Raw genomic sequence first — 20,930 nt, forward strand, 5'->3', positions numbered from 1 at the left:
ACCGATAAACTTTCAGGTGTATGGTTACAGCCGTGACGAGCACAGAACCGCGCAGGCGCAACCGTCGAGGTGAGGGCGGCAAGCTGCGGGAAGAGATCATCGCCGCGGCCGTGGCCCTGCTGGACGAGGGCGGCGACGAACGCGCGGTCACGCTCCGCTCGGTCGCACGCAAGGCGGGAATCGCCGCGCCGTCGATCTACGCGCACTTCGCGGACCAGCCGTCGATCATGCTGGCCGTCGTCCAGCAGGAGATGGACCGTCTGGCCGTGACCCTGCGCGAGGCCGACGAGAACGCGGGCACGGACGCGCGCGCACGGCTGTTCGCCGTCTGCCACGCGTACCTGGACCTCGCCCAGAAACATCCGCAGCGCTACCGGATCATGTTCGGTGGCCTGTGGACGCCGACCGTGGACGACACCTCGATCACCGACGACGACCTGGAGTCACTGGGCGCGAAGGCCCTGACGTTGATCGCCGAGGTGCTCGGCGAGTGTGTGGCACAGGGGATCGCGCACGGCAGCGACGACCTCTACGGCGACGCGGTCGCGTTGTGGCTGGGGCTGCACGGTCTTGCGCACCAACGAGCCGTGGTGCGCAAGATGCCAGGCCCGTCCGACGTGGCGGAACGGCTGATCACCGCGCTGGCGCACCTGAAGTCAGGGAGCCTCGAACAGCGTTGACACCGACTCGCCGACGTTGATCCGCCGCATGGCCTCGGCCATCGCCGGCGCGATCGACAGCACCTTCAACTTCGGCACGACCTTCTCGGCCGGAATCGGCACGGTGTTGGTGGCGACGATCTCCAACACGTCGTCGAAAGCTTGGAGCCGCTCCAAGGCGCCGGACGAGAACAGCCCGTGCGTGCAGGCGACCCGAATCGGCCCGGCCCCGCGCTCCCGCAGCTTGTCCAGCAGCTCGATCACGGTCGACCCCTTGGCGATCTCGTCGTCCAGCACGATCACATCGCGCCCGGCGACATCACCGATCACCGTCGAGATCTGCACCTTGTCGTCCGCGAACCGCTGCTTCGCCCCAGCCGCGACGGGAAGCCCCAGGATCCGCGCGAAGTGCGCCGCCTCTTTGGCGTTCCCCAGATCCGGTGACACCACAACCGTGTTCGACAGGTCGTAGGCAGAAAAGTGCGCGGCCAGCTCACGAAGAGCGTGCAGGTGATCAACGGGCACCGAGAAGAACCCGTGCACCTGCGGCGAGTGCAACGTCATCGCCAGCACCCGTGAGGCACCGGCCGCGACCATCAGATCGGCGACCAGCCGTCCGCCGATCGAGATCCGTGGCGCGTCCTTCTTGTCCGAGCGCGCATACGCGTAGTGCGGCAGCACAACGGTCGTGCGCGCAGCCGACGCGCCACGGGCAGCGTCCAGCATCAGCAGAAGTTCGACGAGGTGTTCCTGCACCGGCGGCACCAGTGGCTGGATCAGGAACACGTCCCGCTCCCGGCAGTTCGCCTGCAGCTGCACCTCGAGGCAGTCGTTGGCGAACCGCGTCAGGCGGCTGGGTGACAGTTCCACGCCGAGGTGACCACAGATCTCGGCGGCGAGTGAGGGATGGGCAGAACCACTGAAGACAGCGATGTCACGCACACCCCGAAACCTAGTCGACGACCAGGACCAGCTTGCCGTCCTGGAAGAACGGGGTGAGGTTCCCGCGCGTGTCGACCGTGTGGGTGCCGCGCGGTAAAACGGCCTCTATAGCCGTGAACGCGAGGATGTCCGACACGCCGTGACGCCCGCGCAACGACCGTTGGCCCTGGAACCGCAGAGCGCGCCCCTCGCGGCGGTACTGATGGGCCTCAGCAGCAACGGAGGCGCCTACTCGCAGCGCCTCCGGTCCTACCAAACGCCCTGATGACGCACCGCGCACCGCCACGCCGAAGCCCTGCTGGACCAGTGAGTTCACCACTGCGTCCGACGGAGGCACCGGAACCAGGAAGGACATCGCGTAGTGCGACTCGACCTCGTGCACCACGACGGTTCGCGCCGTGGTCAGCAAGGTGTCGTGCAGCTCCAGCGCGATCTTCTCCGCTTCCCAGCGGTTCTCGTATCCGGCGTCGACGCCGACGAAGGTGCTGGTCACCTGACCTCCACGAAGATCGGGTTGGTGTAGCACCACAGGTCCTCCCACGGGTTCGCGGCTCCCGGAGTGTCCGCCTGCGGTTCGAACGCGCCACGGTTGCCGTCGGTTCCGCGCAATCGGAGGTAAAAAGGCTCCCGGACGTTGCGGAACGTGTGCGTGAAGACCGCATAGTGCCAGCGCGGCTCGTAAGATCGCTCGACCTTCACCTGTGGCGTGGACAACGTTTCGGATGCCGCTCGACCGGTTACCGCACCCTTGATGACGTCCAGACGGCGCAACCGGGGGATGAACCCGGCACTGTTCGGACGAGTCGCCAAACGTGCCTTGACCAGCACTGTCATGTCGGATCCACGCCGCACCCGCAGCCGCTCGCCCAGCGTCGCGGATCCGCCGGATGCGTAAACGTGGAACTGCAGATCATCGACCAGTCCACCGTGCGAAACCCATGCCCGACCGGCCCGCAGACCCTCCATCACCGCGCCGCGGGTCCGGCGGGTCGCGCCCACCACCGTCTTCGAGAATTCACCCGGGAAGAAGTCGACGTACGGCGGCAGCACCTGCGGCGGGCCGGCGTCGAGCGGGTCGAGGTGCTTGCCGAAGAGGTCGAACTGGTTGCCCGGCTCCGGCACGCGGACGACCGTGTCGCGCGAGTTGAAGTGCGAGTCGGAGTTCGACGTGATCCACCAGCCGAGGCCCTCGGCGAGCAGCGAGTCCCAGACACCGCCGACCTTGGCCGTCATCCAGTCGAAGCCGCCGTAGGTCTTGTAGGCCTCGGGCGGGTACGGCGCGTAGGAGTTCGAGCCGGGGCTGTTCGCGTAGCCGCCGCGGTGGCCGCCGGGACCGCGCAACGGGTCGCCGTCGCCCTGCGCGCCGGGTGCGCCCTCCATGCCGACAACGATGTCCGGAGCCAGGTCGCGCATGTTCCGCAGCTCGTGAGGAGCCACGCGGCCGTTGCGCATCGGGTGGTTCACGAACACCAGTGCGGACTTCATCGTGCCGTTGCGGATCTTGGTCTGGAGCCAGCGGATCGCGTCCAGCGCCTTCTGCTCGTTGGCCGGGTTCGACGCCTCCTGGCCGTTGAGCCGCCAGTCGAACTGCCGCTCGAAGTCGCGCAGCACACCTGCCTCGTCACGGCAGTCCTCGAAGAAGAGCGTCGCGTGCTCGGCGCCGGGGACGTTCCACTCCATGCCGTGCCACAGCAGCAGTTGCGGGAACTTGCGCTGTGCCTTCCTGATGTCGGCCGCCGTCGCCTCGACGGAATGCGCCTCGTGCGACGCGTGCCCGTGGTCGGTGATCACGAGCCAGTCGGTGCCGTGCCGCAACGCGCCGCGGATCTGCTGCTCGATCGTGTACATGCCGTCGTACGAGTACTGCGTGTGCGCGTGGTGGTCGCCGGTGAGCCACTGAAGGCGGCTCGACGAACCGTGTGCGGACGCGGGTCGCACGCCCAACGCACCGGTGACGCCCAACACACCTGCACCCTGCAAGAACCGTCTGCGGGCAACTTCGGACACGGCTGAGCCTCCACGGCGACTGGTCGGGGTGCGAGGAGGCTAGACCGATCGGGTGAGACGCAGGTAGCCGCTGAATGGCTTCCGGAAGAACACCTTTCCGCCAGGAACGAGAAGGATTCAGATCGGGAGCAGGTCCACCCAGTCCAGGAACGGCAGCGCGCCGGTGGCCTGCAACGCCGCCAGCCCGAGCCACACCGACAAGATCGTGACGACGGGTCCGACGATCGCCAGCTCGACCACGCCGCCGGTCTTCATCCGCAGGATCTTAGGCGGCGCCACCGGGAACCACGTCTTGCCCATGATCGGGATCGGCCACAGCATCGGGCAGCCCTGCTCGGTGATCGCGTCACCGACGTAGTGCGCGAAACAGCCGACGCCGACCGCGATGCCGCACGCCGCGGCGGACGCGTTCGTCTGCGAGGTCCACGCGATCATCGCCCACGTGATCCCCGCGGAGACCAAGGTGATCATCAACGCGTCCTGCTTCGGGTTCCAGTCGTTCAGGATCCCGCGCACCGCGAGGCCGGCGAACACGAACATCAGCACCGGCAGCGCCCACTTCTGGCTGTTCTGCACGACAGCGGTGGTGAAGACGGCGGCGAGCAACGCGAAAACGAGCGTGTGCGTGAGACCGCGATGTCCGCCGTCTCGGTTGGAATCCTTCTTCAGGCGTGTCGTCCGGTAAACGAAGCTGCTCACCACGTTGATGCCCGCCGACAGCCCGCCGCTCAGTGCTCCGAACGTGCGCGAGATGGTCGATCCGGGGTGGTCGAGATCGGGCAGAAGTGCCGCTCCGGTGGCGAGAACCGCGCCAACGGCCCAGCTCTGCGGGGAAAGGTGGCCGATCGGGTGACTCGACGCGAGGGCGGTGACGGCGCTCCAGGCGAGCAGCCCGCTCATCGCATGTGTTGGCCCAGTTGACACTTACGCCCCTTCTGATGATCACCCGACGGTGAAAACAGTAGCTGCCGGTATCAGGTGTCCGAACCAGAACTCCATATCTCCGGACAACCAACTCCCTTGAAGGAGCACGGACATGGCGCAGGTTTGGCTCATCACCGGCAGTTCCCGTGGTATCGGCCGCAAGACCGCGGAAGCTGTTCTCGCCGCCGGACACCAGCTCGTCGCGACCGCACGCAACCCGCGCGATCTCGACGACCTCGTCTCTCAACACGGCGACCGGGTCAGATCTGTTGCACTGGATGTGCGTGATGCCGGACAAGCCAGGGAGGCCGTGGCCACCGCGGTCCGCGAGTTCGGCCGGCTCGACGTCGTCGTGAACAACGCGGGCGCCGGTCGCGTCACGTCGATCGAGGAGTGCTCGGAGGCCGACTTCCGCGACCAGCTGGAGATCAACCTCATGGGCGTCGTGAACGTCACCAAGGCCGCGCTGCCGGTCCTGCGCGCCCAGCGGTCCGGCCACTTCCTGCAGATCGGCTCCACCGCGGGCCACACCGCGTTCGGCGGCGGGCTCGCGCCCTACGTGATGGCGAAGTACGCGCTGCGCGGCTTCACGGAGTCGCTGGCCGCCGAGTGCGCGCAGTTCGGGGTCAGGGCGACGATCGTCGAGTGCGGCGGGTTCCAGACGGACTGGACCGGCCCCTCTCTGGTGGTGACCGAGCCGGGAGAGGACTACGTTCCGTCTGTCGGGGCACTGCTCGACATGATGCGTGGTGCGTACGGCAACATGCCTGGTGATCCGGCCAGGGCCGCACGGGTCATGCTCGACGTGGTAGCCATGGACGAGCCTCCGCTGAGTCTGCTGCTGGGCAGCGACGCGGTGGACATGGTGCGCATGGCGGACCAGGCACGAAACGCTGAAATCGACAAGTGGGAGCACGTGAGCCGCTCGACGGACTACGACTCTGAACCGGTGTAACCAGGGTCGCAGGCACACCTCGGCGGTTTACCAGTACGCTTGTCTTGCTTGCATCGTCGCGAGAGGAGCGCCCGGAGTTATGGGCAAGATCAAGGTTCAGGGCACCGTCGTCGAGCTCGACGGCGACGAGATGACCCGGATCATCTGGCAGTTCATCAAGGACAAGCTGATCCACCCGTACCTGGACGTCACCCTTGAGTACTACGACCTGGGCATCGAGCACCGGGACGCTACTGACGACCAGGTCACCATCGACGCCGCCAACGCCATCAAGAAGCACGGCGTCGGCGTCAAGTGCGCCACGATCACGCCGGACGAGGCGCGCGTCGAGGAGTTCGGCCTGAAGAAGATGTGGGTCTCGCCGAACGGCACGATCCGCAACATCCTCGGCGGTGTCGTCTTCCGCGAGCCGATCATCATCTCGAACGTCCCGCGCCTGGTCCCGGGCTGGACGAAGCCGATCATCATCGGCCGTCACGCGCACGGTGACCAGTACAAGGCCACCAACTTCAAGGTGCCCGGCGCCGGCAAGCTCACGATCACGTTCCAGCCGGAAGACGGCTCGGAGCCGATCGAGCACGTCGTCACCGAGTTCCCGGCGGAGGGCGGTGTGGCGATGGGCATGTACAACTACAACAAGTCCATCGAGGACTTCGCCCGCGCCTCGTTCTCCTACGGCCTGCAGCGGGGCTACCCCGTCTACATGTCGACGAAGAACACGATCCTGAAGGCCTACGACGGCGCCTTCAAGGACATCTTCCAGCGTGTGTTCGAGGAGGAGTTCAAGGCGGAGTTCGACGCCAAGGGCCTCACCTACGAGCACCGCCTCATCGACGACATGGTCGCCGCGGCCATGAAGTGGGAGGGCGGCTACGTCTGGGCGTGCAAGAACTACGACGGTGACGTCCAGTCCGACACGGTCGCGCAGGGCTTCGGCTCGCTCGGCCTCATGACGTCGGTCCTGATGACGCCGGACGGCAAGACGGTCGAGGCCGAGGCCGCGCACGGCACCGTGACGCGTCACTTCCGCCAGCACCAGGCCGGCAAGCCGACCTCCACGAACCCCATCGCGTCGATCTTCGCGTGGACCCGTGGCCTCATGCACCGCGGCAAGCTGGACAACACCCCCGAGGTGATCCGCTTCGCCGAGGCGCTCGAGGAGGTCGTGATCGAGACCGTCGAGGCCGGTCAGATGACCAAGGACCTGGCGCTGCTCGTCGGCCCGGACCAGGCGTGGCTGACCACCGAGGACTTCCTCGGCGCGCTCGACGAGAACCTCAAGAAGAAGATGGCGTCGTTCTGACGTTCGCCTGATTCGTGTACGTCCGAAGGCCACCCCGGTCACGCCGGGGTGGCCTTTCTCGTCGGGCGTCACCCGGTCGGTTCCTCTTGCGGGTGGTTGCCGCCGCCGAGCCGTCCACACCGGCCCTTCAGCCGATATATCTGCAGCTCCAGGGCAGTTGCGGTGTTCGGAGGCGGCGATGTTGGGTGTTCCGGTCAGGGGACTGATCGTGATTGGCGTGCTCGGGGTCGCCGGGGTGATGTACCTCGCGAGCGGCGGCAAGCCGATGGGCAGCGACAAGGGCTCGCAGATCTGCAAGATCACGGTGACCGCGGACATCCTCAACGTCCGGTCCGGGCCCGGTGACATGCAGCCGATCGTCTCGACGATGCAGCGCGACGCCGTCACGGACGCTCAGGGGCGCGTCGAGAACGGGTACCGGATGCTGAGCGACCGGCGCTGGGTGAGCTCGCAGTTCGTCGCGTTGACGAGCGACTCCAACTGCACGTGAGGGACGCTCCGAAATTCCAGGCGTTTCCCAGCGCGGAAAGCTCTTTCCACCTCGGGCGGCCCTCCATAGGATTGATCCGGCTGGACTAGGCAGAACGGCCCTCGAACGCGCCGCCACGTGTTCTAACTGCGTGTGGCGAAGGGACGTGTCCGGGTGGCGGTCGCGAGTTCCGTGGTGTCCGACCGCGGGCGTGAGCTGACGGCGGTCCGGCGGGCTCTCGACGAGGCGGCCCTGGGCGTGCCGTCGGTGGTGTGCGTCGAGGGCCGCGTGGGCATGGGGAAGACGTCGCTGCTGGCCGAGACCGTGCGGATGGCTCGCGATCTGGGCTTCGCGGTGTTCCGGGCGCAGTGTTCGGTGTCGGAGTCCGGGTTCCGGTTCGGGGTGGTCGCGCAGCTCTTCGAGAGCGAGGCCGACGAGATCCTCGACGGTGACGTGGACCAGGCCGCGATGCACCGGCTGCACCGGCTGGTCCGCGAGGTTTCGATCGGTTCACCGGTGCTGCTGGCCGTGGACGACGTCGAGCACGCCGACGTGCCGTCGTTGAACTTCCTGTCCTACCTGCGAAGACGGTTGGGCGAGCTGCCCGTGGCCGTGGTGGTGACGCGGGGCCTCGCTCTCGACGCGACGCCGTTGCTGCGCGAGGTGGTCGGGGATGCTCAGCGGGTCCGGCTCGCCGGTCTCGACCAGCCGGCGTGCGGCCGGTTCCTGCGGACGATCTTCACTTCCGGTGTCACGGACGAGGTCGTCGCCGACTGGCGCGTGGCCACCCGCGGCAACCCGTATCTCCTGGGTCTGCGCCGTCGCGATCTCGGGGAACGGTCCGGCGAACTGGTGGCCCGGTTCGCGCAGGCCGGTCCGCAGGTGGTGGCGCTGGCGCGGTCGTTCGCGGTGCTCGGTGACGCTGATCTGGCGTTGGCGGGTGCGGCGGCGGGTCTGGGGCCGCGAGAGGCAGTGGAGGCGTCACGGGCGTTGAGCGGCTTGGGTTTCGCGGGTGTGCCGATGGTGCTGACGACGTTGGCGCAGAGCACGACCGCGTTGGACCGGGCGGCGATCCACGCTCGTGCGGCGCGGTTCCGGCACGACGACCAGGCACCGGTCGACGACGTGGCGGCGCATCTGCTGGAGGCCGCGCCGATCGGTGAGGACTGGGTGCGGGACGTGCTGCGCATCGCGGCCCGGCGGTCCACTTCGGACGTCGCGATCGCCTGTCTGCGCAGGCTTCTGCGCGAACCGCTGCCGGACGACCTGCGCGGCGAGGTGCTGGTCGAGCTGAGCGAGGCGCAGTCGCTCGTCGATCCCGGGGCGGCGATCGCGTCGTTGAACAAGGCCGCGAGCGCGTCGATGGACGTGCTGGCCGAGGGGCGGATGGCGTTGCTGCTCGCCTACGACCTGGCCGGGCGGCGGATGTACCGGGACGCGGTGGCGAAGGTCGAGTCGGTGGTCGCACGGGTGTCGGGTGTCGACGCGGATCTGGCGCAGCGGCTGGATTTGTACGCGTTGTCGCTCGGGCTGGAGGAGTCGTTCTTCTCCGGTGAGGTGGAGACGCGGATCGCCCGGTTGAGCGGCTCGCGGATGACGTCGGCGCGCAACGAGCGGTTCCTGAACACGGTGCTGGCGTATCGCGGCGCGATGATCGGCGCGAACCTCGGGGAGACGCGGCGGCGGGTGCGGGCGTCGTTGCCGCTGCACATCGGGCGCGACCTGATCGACCAGTTCTCGTTCGCGCACCTGATCGTGGCGCTGATCGGCATCGACGAGTACGAGCAGGCGGACCGGCAGTGCGACGAGGCGTTGCGGGTGACGGCCGAACGCGATCTGGCCGTGTGTGCGGCGTTGGTGCAGGGGCTGCGGTGTCACGTGGCGCGGCGGCTCGGGGCGTTGCCTTCCGCGGAACAGCACGGCATGACGTCGCTGGAGAAGCTGGATGCGTTGGGGGCCAACCAGGACGGCAACGTGGTGGTTGCCGTCGCCGGGCTGGTCGGCGCGTGGGTGGACACCGGCGACACGGCGTCGGCGCTGCGGCTCGTGCGTGACCGCGAGCTCGACGGCGATCTGCCCGAATACACGCACTACCACGCACTTCTGCACCAGCGCGGCCGTCTGCGCATGGCTCTGGGCGACCCGGCCTCCGCTCTGCGTGACCACCTCGACTGCGGCCGCCGGATGGAACGCCGTGGGGCTCGTAATCCGTCGTTGCAGCCGTGGCGCTCGCACGCGGCGTTGGCGCACATGGCGTTGGGGGAGCGGGATCAGGCTCTCCGCCTGGCCGCGCAGGAGCTGGAACTGGCGCGCGACTGGGGACTCGCCGTGCCGATCGGTGTGGCGCTGCGGGTTTCCGGTGTCGTGACGGGGAGTGTGGCTCTGCTGGAGGAGGCCGTGACGATGTTGCGGACTTCCCCGGCGCGCCTCGAGCTCGCGCGGGCGTTGGTCGACTGGGGCGTCGCGCTGCGTGCGTACGGGCGCGGCCCGGAAGCCCTGGCGGCGTTGCGGCAGGGCCACGAGGTGGCGAAGAGATGCGGCGCGATCCCGTTGATGGGCGTGGCGGCACGGGAGCTGCGCGCGGCGGGAGGACGTCCGGCCCGCACGCCGTCGGGTTCGGTCCTGACCGCGCAGGAGGACCACATCGTGCGCCGGGCCGTGCTGGGCCTGACCAACCGGCAAATCGCGGCGGAACTGTTCGTCACGCCACGAGCCGTTGAACTTCATTTGACGCGTGCGTATCGAAAACTCGGAATTTCCGGTCGGCGCGATCTGGCCGCGGCATTGGAAAAGGCCGGCGTGTGAGACCGGCCTTTTCCGCTTGGGGTGTTACTTGATGACGATGATGCCCGACGCGACGATCTTGCCGTCGATCTTCTTGCCGTTGACGCTGACGGACCCGCCGATCTTCAGCTCGCCGGACACGACCGTTTTCTTGAGGTCGTAGTCCACGTCCACCGTCGTGGAGGCGTCGACGCGCACCTTGATGGACTTGCCCTTGACGACCGCGACGACCTCGCCGGTCACGTTCGCCGAAGCCTCGGCCGACTGGCTGCTGGCCGGCGCGGCGACGGCCTGGGCGGCACCACCGACGAGCACGGCGGTGGCGGCGAGACCGACGAGAACACCCTTGATCGCGTTCATTTCTTCTCCTTGATGCTTTTCACTGCTTTGGGGAGATTTCCTGGGCCCGTGGAAAATCTGGCCCATCGCGATCCGCACGCTCAAGAGGTGGCTCCGAAGAATTCGTGTTCACCGAAGTGCGGGTTTGCATTGGTCAACGACTTCGGTGGCGTGTGGCAAACTTGCGGGCATGCTGCGGAACATGTTTCGGTGGGGCCGGGGTAGGGCTGTCACGCAGTGCTCCTGCGTACCCGAGTGGCAGGGCCTCTACACCGAACTGGACGGCCAGCGCCAGCTCGCCCTGCCCCGCGACGAGATGGCCACGATCGTCGGCTATCTCGACCTGACGGCACACTGCGCGGGCTGCGGCGCGGAGTACCCGAAGCCCTGGGGACTGGCCTCTCGGTAGGCTCCTCCGTCGTGCTCACGGTCTCCACGATCAACGTCAACGGTCTGCGCGCTGCTGCCAAGAAGGGCTACCTCTCGTGGCTTGAGGCAACTTCTGCTGATGTGGTGTGCCTGCAGGAAGTCCGCGCCGAACCGTCCGAGCTCTCTCCCGAGGTCCACTCACCCGCCGGCTGGCACGGCGTCTACGCCCCGTCGTCGTTGAAGGGCCGCGCGGGCGTGGGTGTGCTCTCGCGCGTTGAACCGACGTCGGTGCGCATCGGCTTCGGCACCGCGGAGTTCGAGTCTTCCGGCCGCTACGTGGAGATCGAGCTGCCGGACGTCGTAGTGGCGTCCCTGTACCTGCCCTCCGGCGACGTCGGCACCGAGAAGCAGGACGAGAAGGACCGCTTCATGGCGGCCTTCCTGCCGTACCTGGTGTCACTGCGGGAGAAGGCGGCCGTGTCGGGCCGTGAGGTGCTCGTGTGTGGTGACTGGAACATCGCCCACCAGCAGTCGGACCTGAAGGCCTGGAAGACGAACCAGAAGTCGTCCGGCTTCCTGCCCTACGAGCGCGAGTGGATGTCGTCCGTCTTCTCCTCCGGCTACACGGACGTGATGCGCTCGCTGCACCCCGAGGCCGTCGGGCCGTACTCGTGGTGGTCGTACCGCGGCAAGGCCTTCGACAACGACTCGGGCTGGCGCATCGACTACCAGGTGGCCACCGACGGGTTGGCGGCTCGGGCTCAGTCCGCGGTCGTCGAACGTGCGGCCACCTATCAGGAACGATGGTCTGATCATGCTCCCGTGACGTGCACGTTCGACTACCCCAAGGCTTAGCCTGCCGACATGGGTTCTCTGTGGTCAGCCCTCATTGGTGCTCTAGCCGCTCTGATTGGCGTGTGGGTGACCCAGGCCCTCACCAACCAACGTGAATTCCAACGTGATCAACTCAAGTGGTCTCAAGAGCGTCAACAGCGCGAGTTGGACAGCCAGAGGGCAGCCTTCGCTGCGTGCCTGTTGGCGTTCGACAAGTGGCACACCGAAGCTTATGTACTTTCCATGCACCTTCTGAACAGTGCCTTCCGAAGGGGCGATGCGAGCAAATTTCCCGAGCTTGAAGAGGCGTCGAGAAGTGGTCTCGTCGCGGTGGAGCTTGTGTGCTCAGATGAGGCGATCGAAGCTACGCGTAAGGCGCTGTCGGCGGTATTTGGCATGAGTTTCGCTGTGAAGATGGTTGACAGCAGTGCCCGGCACGACGGGAAGGTTGACGACGGCTTGCGTCATCAAGCTAACGAGGCGGCTTCAAGAGCCACTGATGCGATGGCCGACCTACGAAAGGTCTACCGCACCGAACTGGCCAAGCTGACTGCTGAACCTGTTGTGCTGCCTCACAAACCTCGCAAGACGTTGAGCTTGCCGTGGCGCAAGTCTGCCTAGACCAAAGAATCATCCAGGCGTATGCGGTGTGCAAAATCAGACATCGGCTGGCGCATCGACTACCAGGTGGCCACCGACTCGTTGGCGGCTCGGGCTCAGTCCGCGGTCGTCGAACGTGCGGCCACGTACGCCGAGCGCTGGTCGGACCACGCTCCCGTCACCGTCGTCTACGCCGACTGACCCAGCCCGACCAGCCTTTATCGCTCTTGTCCCCCGCCTGACGGCTCGATTTCACCTGCCAGCTCCCCGAATCTGAACATGATTCACCATCGCTGAGATTCGGGGGCGGCTCATGACGGGGTTCAACCGGCGCACCTTCCTGACGGCCATGGGTGTGGGAGTGGCGGGCATCCCGTTGCTCGACCGCCAAGCGTTTGCGTCCACGGCGGGCACCACGCTCGACGTCACGGCCGCGCCGATCGGCACCAGCGGCTACCGCAGGCTCGCGGCCGGGCCGGGCTGGCCGACCGTCGTGCGCAGCGATCTCGTCCAGGCCAAGGCGGGTCGTGAGGCCAGGCGCAGCGCGCTGACCAGCTTCGTGCAGTTCAGCGACATGCACATCTGCGACGCCCAGAGCCCGCTGCGGTTCGAGTACCTGCACCCGGTCATGGGTTCCAGCGCGCACCGGCCGCAGGAGGCGCTCACCGCGCAGGGCTCCACGTCGCTGGTCCGCAGGGTCAACGCCGTCAGGAACGGCCCGCTGACCGGCAGGCCCTTCGACTTCCTCATGACGACCGGCGACAACACCGACAACCACGAGAACGTCGAGCTCGACTGGTTCCTCGCGATCCTCAACGGCGGCCGGATCACGCCCAACACGGGCGACGGCGGGTACGAGGGCGTGCAGAACGCGGGCATCAGGACGTACTGGCAGCCGGACATGGCCGGCGCGGACGACTACAAGGCCGCGGGCTTCCCACAGCTCAGCGGACTGCTCGACGCCGCCGTGCGGGAGTTCGCCAGCCCCGGCGTCAACGTTCCCTGGTTCTCCACGATCGGCAACCACGACGACAGCGTGGTCGGCGCGCTGCCGGACGGGCTGCTCGACAGCTGGTACACCGGCCGCAAGAAGATCGTCGGGTTCGGCGACCCCGTGCAGAACGCCAAGGTCGCGCAGGCCTTCAACGATCCGAAGGCGATCCCCGAGGCACTCGCCATCCTCACGAGCGGGAGCGGCGTCGTCCGGACCGTCACGCCGGACAGCCGCCGACGACTGTTCGACACCGGTGAGTTCGTGCGCAAGCATTTGCCGTCGGGCGGCCACGGCTACACCGACGCCAACGCGGACGGCGTCGACGTCTTCTACACGTTCCGCATGGCACCCGGCGTGACCGGCATCAGCATGGACACGACGAACCTCGCGGGCTTCTCGGAAGGCTCGATCGGGCTGCACCAGCTCAACTGGATCGAGAAGACCCTCAAGCGCAACAGTTCGCTCTACTACGACTGGCTCGGACGCCCCACACGGCAGAGCGTCACCGACGAGCTGTTCGTCCTGTTCAGCCACCACACGTCCAAGACCATGGGCAATGTGCTGCCGGACCGGCGCAGGCCGCTGGACCCGCGCATGAACGGCGACGCGCTCGTCGACCTGCTGCACCGGTTCCCGAACGTGCTGGCGTGGGTCAACGGGCACACGCACCGCAACGTGATCACGCCGCACCGGCACGACACGGCGTCCCGGAGCTTCTGGGAGATCAACACCGCCGCGCACGTCGACTACCCGCAGCACGCCCGCGTCATCGAGGTCGCGGACAACGGGGACGGCACGTTGTCGCTGTTCACGACGTTGCTCGAAGCCGACGCGCCGTATCAGGTGGACTACGACGACAGGTCTGACACGGCGCTCGCGAGCCTGTGCCGGGAGTTCACCTACAACGACATCCACTCGCGCACGAACCCGCTCGGCACGCCGCTGGACCGGAACACGGAACTGCTGGTCAGCGTGCGCTGACGAGATCCTTCCCACACCCTGATCGCGGTGATCAGGAATTTCGGCGGCCTAAGGTCGTTGACGTGGCAGTGGACATCTCGCTAATCCCACCGCAGCCCCGGCCGAGCGCGGCGGCCATGCGTCGTGCGCTGCGCCGGGCCGCAGACGGTGCCGTGCTCGACGCGACCGAGGCGGCCGTGTTGCTGCACGCGCGCGAGGACGACCTGGAGGCGCTGTTGATAGCGGCGGGCAAGGTGCGTGACGCGCACCTGCTCGCGGAGGGGCGTCCCGGTGTCGTCACGTACAGCCGGTCGGTGTTCATCCCGCTGACCAGGCTGTGCCGCGACCGGTGTCACTACTGCACCTTCGCGACCGTGCCGCACAAGCTGCCCGCCGCGTTCCTGGAACGCGACGAGGTGCTGGCGATCGCCCGCGCGGGTGCCGAGCAGGGGTGCAAGGAAGCGCTGTTCACGCTCGGCGATCGGCCGGAGGACCGCTGGCCGGCCGCGAAGGAGTGGCTGGAGGCGCGCGGTTACGAGTCCACTTTGGACTACGTGCGGGCCAGTGCCATCGCGGTGCTCGAGGAAACCGGTCTGCTGCCGCACCTCAACCCCGGCGTGCTGAGCTGGGAGGAGCTGCAGCGGCTGCGGCCCGTCGCGTCCAGCATGGGCATGATGCTGGAGACCACGGCCGAGCGGTTGTGGAGCGAGAAGGGCGGTCCGCACTACGGCAGCCCGGACAAGGAACCCGCTGTCCGCCTGCGGGTGCTGACCGACGCCGGCCGCGTGAACGTCCCGTTCACCACCGGGATCCTGATCGGGATCGGCGAGAACCTGACCGAGCGCGCCGAGTCGCTGCTCGCGATGCGTCAGATCGCCAAGCAGTACGGCCACATCCAGGAAGTGATCATCCAGAACTTCCGCGCCAAGCCGGATACGGCGATGCGCGGCATGCCCGACGCCGACCTGACCGAGCTCGCCGCGACGATCGCCGTTGCGCGCCTTGTCATGCCGTCGACCGTGAGCGTGCAGGCGCCGCCGAACCTGGTCGGCGACGAGTTCGGCCTGATGCTGCGCGCGGGCGTCGACGACTGGGGCGGCGTCTCACCGGTCACGCCCGACCACGTGAACCCCGAGAAGCCGTGGCCCCAGGTCGACGAGCTCGTGGACATCACGCGCGAGGCCGGCTTTTCGTTGCAGGAACGCCTGAACGTCTACCCGCGCTACGTCCGCGCGGCGGCGGGGCAGTGGATCGACACCCGGCTCACCACGCACGTTTCCGCGCTGGCGCTGGAAAGCGGCCTCGCGAACCCGGACGCCACCGTGATCGGCCGCGAGTGGCAGGAGCCGGACGGCGGGCTCGACACCTACGGCCGCGCGGATCTGAACACCTCGATCGACACCGAAGGCCGCACCAGCGACCGCCGCGGTGACTTCGACGAGGTCTACGGCGACTGGGCCGAGCTGAAGATCCCCGTTGCGCCGCAACGACTTTCCGAAGACGTCCAACGTGGACTGAAGATCGCCGCGAACGACCCGGCCGCGTTGCTCGACGACACCGACGCCTCGATGGCTCTCCTCACCGCCGATGGTCAGGCGTTGGAAGAGATGACGCGTCTTGCTGATGACCTTCGTCGAGAGGTGGTCGGCGACGACGTCACGTACGTGGTCAACCGGAACATCAACTTCTCGAACGTCTGCTACGTCGGCTGCCGCTTCTGCGCCTTCGCCCAGCGCGAACGGGACGCGGACGCGTTCCGGCTCTCGACCGAGGAGGTCGCCGACCGCGCGCAGGAGGCGTGGGACGACGGCGCCACCGAGGTCTGCATGCAGGGCGGCATCGACCCCAAGCTGCCGGTGACCTACTACGCCGACGTCGTGCGCGCGATCAAGAAGCGCATCCCCGGGATGCACGTGCACGCGTTCAGTCCGATGGAGATCGTTTCGGCCGCCGCGAAGGCCGGCGTGAGCGTGCGCGAGTGGCTGACGGAGCTGCGCGAGGCCGGCCTCGACACGATCCCCGGCACTGCGGCCGAGATCCTCGACGACGACGTCCGCTGGGTGCTGACCAAGGGCAAGCTGCCGACCGCGACCTGGCTCGAGGTCGTCGGCACCGCCCATGAGCTGGGCATTCGTTCGTCGTCGACGATGATGTACGGCCACGTGGACCACCCAGGTCACTGGCTGACCCACCTCCGCGTGCTGGCGCAGCTGCAGGACCGGACCGGTGGGCTCACGGAGTTCGTCGCACTGCCGTTCGTGCACCGCAACGCCCCGATCTACCTGGCGGGAGTCGCGCGCCCCGGCCCCACCCGTCGCGACAACCGCGCCGTGCACGCGTTCGCGCGGCTGGCGTTGCACGGGCGCGTCAACAACATCCAGTGCTCGTGGGTCAAGCTCGGCGACGAGGGCACCGCGGAGATCCTCAACGGCGGCGCGAACGACATCGGCGGCACGTTGATGGAGGAGACCATCAGCCGCATGGCCGGGTCCGAACACGGGTCGGCGCGCACTGTGAGTGAGCTCGAGACCCTGGCTTCACTAGCAGGGCGTAACGCGCGTCAGCGGACTACGACATATGGGCGAGTGCGAACCGATCACCAGTGACCGATAGTCTGACTTGGCGCATGGACGCTACCGGTGTTCGGTAGCTTGGCGGCCAATCAGTCAGCAAGGTTCACCCGTTCCGGGGTGGTCCTGTGCCTTGGGGAGGCTCGGCAAGTGCACGGCATGAGTCTGGTACTGAGCGCTGCGGTTGAGAGCAGCATGACCGGAACCGCTGCGGGTCCCGTGGGCCTGGTCGCGGTCACGGCGGGCGTCGGCGGTCTGGTGTACGGCCTGGTGAAGCGGCGCAAGCCCGCTCCGATCGTGGCGGCCAACCAGCGCATCGACCTGGTCCAGCAGGACACCGCGCAGAACTGATTCGCCTGGTCTGAGAAGATTTCGCTCGTGTCCACGGAGAACGCACCCACCAGCCGCCCCCGAGTGCTGTCCGGCATCCAGCCGACCGCAGGCTCGTTCCACCTCGGCAACTACCTGGGCGCGGTGCGGCAGTGGGTGGCGCTGCAGGAAGCTCACGACGCGTTCTACTGCGTCGTCGACCTGCACGCGATCACCGTGGAGCAGAACCCGAAGGAACTGCGCCAGAACACGCGCGTCTCGGCCGCTCAGCTCCTCGCGCTGGGCATCGACCCGGATCGGGCCACCCTGTTCGTGCAGTCGCACGTCCCGGAGCACGCCCAGCTCGCGTGGATCATGCAGTGCATGACGGGCTTCGGCGAGGCGTCGCGCATGACGCAGTTCAAGGACAAGTCGTCGCGCTCGGACGCCGCGGTCGGCGTGGGCCTGTTCACCTACCCGATCCTGCAGGCCGCGGACATCCTGCTGTACCAGGCGCACTACGTCCCGGTCGGCGAGGACCAGCGCCAGCACCTGGAGCTGACCCGCGACCTGGCGACGCGCTTCAACTCGCGCTACGGCAAGACCTTCCGCCTGCCGGAGGCGTACATCGTCAAGGACACGGCCAAGATCTTCGACCTGCAGGACCCGACGTCGAAGATGAGCAAGTCCGTCCCCGGCGGCGTCGTCGAGCTGCTGGAGGACCCGAAGCGTTCGGCCAAGAAGATCCGCTCGGCCGTGACCGACACGGGCCGCGAGATCATCTTCGACGTCGAGAACAAGCCCGGCGTCTCGAACCTGCTGACGATCTACTCGGCCCTGACCGGCCGTTCGGTCGAGTCGCTGGTCTCGGACTACGACGGCAAGGGCTACGGCGACCTGAAGAAGGACCTCGGCGAGGTCTTCACCGAGTGGGTCACGCCGGTGCAGGAACGCGTCCGCATGTACCTCGACGACGTGGCCTCACTGGACAAGATCCTGGCCGCCGGCGCCGAACGAGCCCGCGAGGTCGCCTCGGTGACGCTGCGCCGCTCGTACGAGAAGATCGGGTTTGTTCTGCCCGAGTAGTGCACTTGCACTAGCGTTCTCGTCGTGGACAAGTGGCGGCGGAAGTACGCGTGGCTGGACCACATCATGCTGGCCTACGAGCGCTACACAGAGCGCTACGGCACGCACTACGCGGCGGCGGTCACGTACTTCAGCGTGCTGTCCCTGGTGCCGATGCTGATGATCGGCTTCGCGGTGGCCGGCTTCGTGCTGCAGTCCCAGCCGGAGCTGCTGGCCCAACTCCGTGACGCCATCGCTCACGCGGTGCCGGACGAGGACCTGCGCGACCAGATCAACGAGGCCGTGAACACCGCCCTGGACTCCAAGGGCACGGTCGGCATCATCGGCCTGCTCGGCGCCGCCTACTCCGGCCTGGGCTGGATGAGCAACCTCCGCGACGCCCTGACCGCGCAGTGGGGCCACGCCAAGGAGAACCTGCCGTTCCTCGGCTCGTTGTGGCGTGACCTGGTGGCGCTGATCGGTCTCGGGCTCGCGATCGTGCTGTCGTTCGCCATCACGGCCGCCGGGTCCGGGTTCGCGGAGGACCTGCTCGACTGGATGGGGTTCGAGAACGCCGGGTGGGCGCACGCGCTGGTGCGGATCGCCTCGATCATCCTGTCGCTGCTGGCGAACTGGATGGTGTTCCTGTGGGTGCTGGCCCGGTTGCCGCGCAAGGCGGTCGGGTGGCGCAGTGCGTTGCGCGGTGCTTTCGCCGCGGCCATCGGGTTCGAGGTGTTGAAGCAGGCGGCGACGATCTTTTTGTCGTTCGTGACCCGGTCGCCCACATCGGCGGCTTTCGGGTCGGTGATCGGTGTTCTGGTGTTCGCGAACCTGGTGGCTCAGTTCTTGTTGTTCATCACGGCTTGGACGGCCACTGCTCGGGAGAACCGGGAGCCTGAGGTGGTTCCGGTGCCGGCGCCTGCGGTGATCTCGCCCGTGGTTTCGGTGCGGAGTGGGCCTTCGCCGTCGTTGATGTTGGGGGTTGGGGCGCTGGTCGGGGCGTTGCTCGGGCTTCGGTGGAGGAAGCGGTAGGGACCGTTTCGGGCGGGTCGGCTTTCGGGGGCTGGCGGGTGGTCGGCTTGCGTGGGCTGGTCGCGTTCCAGCGGAGGGGTCACCAGTGCGGGCCGGTCACCTTGCGTTGGTGGGCGCGCAGGTGCTGACGGGCCGGGTCGAGTCATCGCCGCTTCGCGACGATTGCGATTGGGGCTGGGCACGTCATCACCGCAGCTCAGAGTGGTAGAGGTTCGGACTGCTCGCCTCCGGCATCGCGGGCGATCAAAAGGCCCATTCCCCTTGGCATGCTGATTGTCGCGCTCGTTTTGCGCCCTTCCGTGCCCCGCCCGTAGTCAGTTCCGTTCCACGATCCGCACCGGCGGCCGAGGCCGAGCCGCTGCTGCCTTGTGGGCCTTCTTCAGCTCCCGCGCGACCGCCTCCGGGTTGTCGCGCAACCGCGTCGGCAGCGTCTGCACGACAAGGATTCCCGCTGCGGCGTACCGGCTGTTCCGCATGAGGGTTCGCTCGTAGTTGCGCGCCCCGTAGTGGAACGCCTTCGAGTCGATCTCCCAAGCCAGACCGACATCGTCGAACCACGCGTCCGGCCGAGCGATGATCTGGCCGTCGGCGTCGGCGATAGTGACGTTCCAGTGCGGGGTGGTCAGGCGGATTCGGCGGGAGAGGCGGCGGGCGTCTCGCTCGGCCACCGATTCCGCTCGGCCCAGTTCCTTCAGGACGGCTCGGACCAGCTTGGTGCCGTAGCGGTTCGTGCGGGCCTCCGCGGCGAGGCTCGCGGGCGTGCAGCGGCCCCGTTGGATCGCTGCGGCGACCAGGGCCGTGGCGGCGTCCGCGGACCGCAGCTGGCCGCACGCGTCGACCACGGCTCGGTCTGCGGACACGACGGGGAAGCCGCCCACGTCGTTGGAAGCGGGCATCGGGGAAGCACGTTCCACGATCAGCTGGCCCGAGCCGACGCGGCGGCCCGGCACCAGGACGTGGATCTCGGTGCCCGAGGCGGGCAGGCCGTGGCGGCGGCAGGCTTCGGCGCCGGTGAGGACGGCGCCTGGGCCTGCGCGCAGCAAGGCCGCGGTGACCTGTTGGTCGCGCGTCGGCGGGCCGTTGTGCAGCAGCACCACGCCTGGGTGCATGCGCTGCCACGGCCCGCCGGGCTCGCAGCGGCGCCAGGGGTTCGGGACCCCCAGCGCGCGAAGGGTCGAGGCGGTGATGACGCCCAGGTCGCTGCGTTCGCGCAGGTGTTCGATGAGCACGAAGTCCAGTGTGACGAACACCACCGACAGTCAGCGGCGAGCGGCGGGCCTCGTCCGGATGATCAGCAGCAGGAGCACGCCCGTGATGCCGAGCAGGACGCCCAGGAGCAGCAGCCAGCCGATGCTGAAGCCCGTGTTCGCGAGGCGGTTGTCCTCGTGGCGGGGCGGCGTCGTGACCGGTGGGGTCGTGACCGGCGGCTTCGTCGTGGTGGTGACCGGCGGAGTCGTCGTCACCGGAGTCGTGGTTGTCGTCGAAGTCGAGGTCGGCGGGGTTGTCGTCGTCGTGGACGAGGACGTTGTCGTGGACGTGGTCGTGTCAGTGGTGCTCGTGGTGGTGCTGGTCGTGGTGCACGGAGTCGTCGTGGTGGTGGACGTGGTCGTCGTGGTGTCGTCGCCTCTGGGAACGGGAGCGCCGCGTCCTGGGCGGTCTTTCGGGCACCACGCCTTCACGCACACGCGGTGGTCGCCGGAGGCTTCTGCCTCCGGCCCCGCACCTTGAAAAGCGACGACCGTCAGCGCCGCGGCCGCTACGAGCACACCGATGTAGGCGATACGGGACATGCACCGATGGTTCGCCCACGAATGG

General features: G+C 67.7%; 20 protein-coding genes and 1 pseudogene. 15 read left to right on the forward strand and 6 right to left on the reverse strand.

The features are described from left to right. Positions 1–32: 32 nt before the first annotated feature. Positions 33–680, forward strand: coding sequence for a TetR/AcrR family transcriptional regulator (locus ABZ345_RS35660; protein ID WP_359858798.1), 648 nt, complete (start codon positions 33–35; stop codon positions 678–680). Here ABZ345_RS35660 and ABZ345_RS35665 read toward each other — a convergent pair. The 4 genes from ABZ345_RS35665 to ABZ345_RS35680 all read right to left on the reverse strand — a co-directional run bounded on the left by ABZ345_RS35665 (position 657) and on the right by ABZ345_RS35680 (position 4,532). Next, positions 657–1,601, reverse strand: coding sequence for a ribose-phosphate pyrophosphokinase (locus tag ABZ345_RS35665; RefSeq protein ID WP_359858800.1), 945 nt, complete (start codon positions 1,599–1,601; stop codon positions 657–659). The two genes, ABZ345_RS35660 and ABZ345_RS35665, sit on opposite strands and share 24 nt — an antisense overlap. Positions 1,602–1,611: 10 nt before the next feature. After that, positions 1,612–2,094, reverse strand: a complete 483-nt coding sequence (locus ABZ345_RS35670) for a hypothetical protein (RefSeq protein WP_359858802.1) — start codon at positions 2,092–2,094, stop codon at positions 1,612–1,614. Then, the gene (locus ABZ345_RS35675) at positions 2,091–3,566 is read right to left on the reverse strand and encodes a PHP domain-containing protein (RefSeq protein ID WP_359858804.1); all 1,476 of its coding nucleotides are present in this window, start codon (positions 3,564–3,566) and stop codon (positions 2,091–2,093) included. The genes ABZ345_RS35670 and ABZ345_RS35675 overlap by 4 nt, the downstream gene beginning before the upstream one ends. Positions 3,567–3,725: 159 nt before the next feature. Then, a complete protein-coding gene (locus ABZ345_RS35680) occupies positions 3,726–4,532 on the reverse strand; it encodes a metal-dependent hydrolase (RefSeq protein ID WP_359858805.1) in 807 nt (268 codons plus the stop codon). 112 nt (positions 4,533–4,644) lie between these two features. On the opposite strand from ABZ345_RS35680, the gene ABZ345_RS35685 reads away from it, so the two are divergent. From ABZ345_RS35685 to ABZ345_RS35700, 4 genes are all read left to right on the forward strand, one after another. Then, entirely contained in the window at positions 4,645–5,487 is an 843-nt protein-coding gene (locus ABZ345_RS35685) for an SDR family NAD(P)-dependent oxidoreductase (protein WP_359858807.1), read from the forward strand. Between the two features lie 79 nt (positions 5,488–5,566). Beyond that, entirely contained in the window at positions 5,567–6,790 is a 1,224-nt protein-coding gene (locus ABZ345_RS35690; protein ID WP_359858809.1) for an NADP-dependent isocitrate dehydrogenase, read from the forward strand. Between the two features lie 208 nt (positions 6,791–6,998). After that, positions 6,999–7,280: an SH3 domain-containing protein gene (locus tag ABZ345_RS35695; RefSeq protein WP_359858811.1), complete on the forward strand. Its 282-nt coding sequence runs from the start codon at positions 6,999–7,001 to the stop codon at positions 7,278–7,280. Between the two features lie 153 nt (positions 7,281–7,433). Next, positions 7,434–10,064, forward strand: a complete 2,631-nt coding sequence (locus ABZ345_RS35700) for a LuxR family transcriptional regulator (protein ID WP_359858813.1) — start codon at positions 7,434–7,436, stop codon at positions 10,062–10,064. Positions 10,065–10,088: 24 nt separating this feature from the next. Here ABZ345_RS35700 and ABZ345_RS35705 read toward each other — a convergent pair whose 3' ends face one another. Continuing rightward, complete coding sequence (locus ABZ345_RS35705) at positions 10,089–10,403, reverse strand: hypothetical protein (protein WP_359858815.1); 315 nt, start codon at positions 10,401–10,403, stop codon at positions 10,089–10,091. A gap of 169 nt (positions 10,404–10,572) precedes the next feature. Here ABZ345_RS35705 and ABZ345_RS35710 point away from each other — a divergent pair, with 169 nt between their 5' ends. The 9 genes and pseudogenes from ABZ345_RS35710 (at position 10,573) to yhjD (ending at position 19,115) form a co-directional block, all read left to right on the forward strand. Continuing rightward, entirely contained in the window at positions 10,573–10,791 is a 219-nt protein-coding gene (locus ABZ345_RS35710) for a hypothetical protein (protein WP_359858817.1), read from the forward strand. 11 nt (positions 10,792–10,802) lie between these two features. Beyond that, entirely contained in the window at positions 10,803–11,606 is an 804-nt protein-coding gene (locus ABZ345_RS35715) for an exodeoxyribonuclease III (RefSeq protein ID WP_359858819.1), read from the forward strand. A gap of 9 nt (positions 11,607–11,615) precedes the next feature. After that, positions 11,616–12,206, forward strand: a complete 591-nt coding sequence (locus tag ABZ345_RS35720) for a hypothetical protein (RefSeq protein WP_359858821.1) — start codon at positions 11,616–11,618, stop codon at positions 12,204–12,206. Positions 12,207–12,242: 36 nt separating this feature from the next. Continuing rightward, positions 12,243–12,386: pseudogene (locus tag ABZ345_RS35725) on the forward strand (exodeoxyribonuclease III); the annotation flags it as partial. Positions 12,387–12,498: 112 nt separating this feature from the next. Then, entirely contained in the window at positions 12,499–14,160 is a 1,662-nt protein-coding gene (locus ABZ345_RS35730; protein ID WP_359858823.1) for a TIGR03767 family metallophosphoesterase, read from the forward strand. A 62-nt stretch (positions 14,161–14,222) separates the two neighbouring features. Beyond that, positions 14,223–16,745, forward strand: a complete 2,523-nt coding sequence (locus ABZ345_RS35735; RefSeq protein WP_359858824.1) for a bifunctional FO biosynthesis protein CofGH — start codon at positions 14,223–14,225, stop codon at positions 16,743–16,745. Between the two features lie 159 nt (positions 16,746–16,904). Further along, entirely contained in the window at positions 16,905–17,060 is a 156-nt protein-coding gene (locus ABZ345_RS35740; RefSeq protein WP_359858826.1) for a hypothetical protein, read from the forward strand. Positions 17,061–17,087: 27 nt separating this feature from the next. Then, entirely contained in the window at positions 17,088–18,104 is a 1,017-nt protein-coding gene (gene trpS, locus ABZ345_RS35745; protein WP_359858828.1) for a tryptophan--tRNA ligase, read from the forward strand. A gap of 24 nt (positions 18,105–18,128) precedes the next feature. Beyond that, positions 18,129–19,115, forward strand: a complete 987-nt coding sequence (yhjD, locus tag ABZ345_RS35750) for an inner membrane protein YhjD (RefSeq protein ID WP_359858830.1) — start codon at positions 18,129–18,131, stop codon at positions 19,113–19,115. A 314-nt stretch (positions 19,116–19,429) separates the two neighbouring features. Here the strand turns inward: yhjD and ABZ345_RS35755 are convergent, their stop codons facing one another. Beyond that, a complete protein-coding gene (locus ABZ345_RS35755; protein WP_359858832.1) occupies positions 19,430–20,344 on the reverse strand; it encodes a hypothetical protein in 915 nt (304 codons plus the stop codon). Here ABZ345_RS35755 and ABZ345_RS35760 point away from each other — a divergent pair. Then, entirely contained in the window at positions 20,337–20,843 is a 507-nt protein-coding gene (locus ABZ345_RS35760) for a hypothetical protein (protein WP_359858834.1), read from the forward strand. The genes ABZ345_RS35755 and ABZ345_RS35760 overlap by 8 nt on opposite strands. Positions 20,844–20,930: the final 87 nt, after the last annotated feature.

Origin of the sequence: Lentzea sp. NPDC005914 (assembly GCF_040629405.1) — a bacterium.
GTDB lineage: Bacteria > Actinomycetota > Actinomycetes > Mycobacteriales > Pseudonocardiaceae > Lentzea.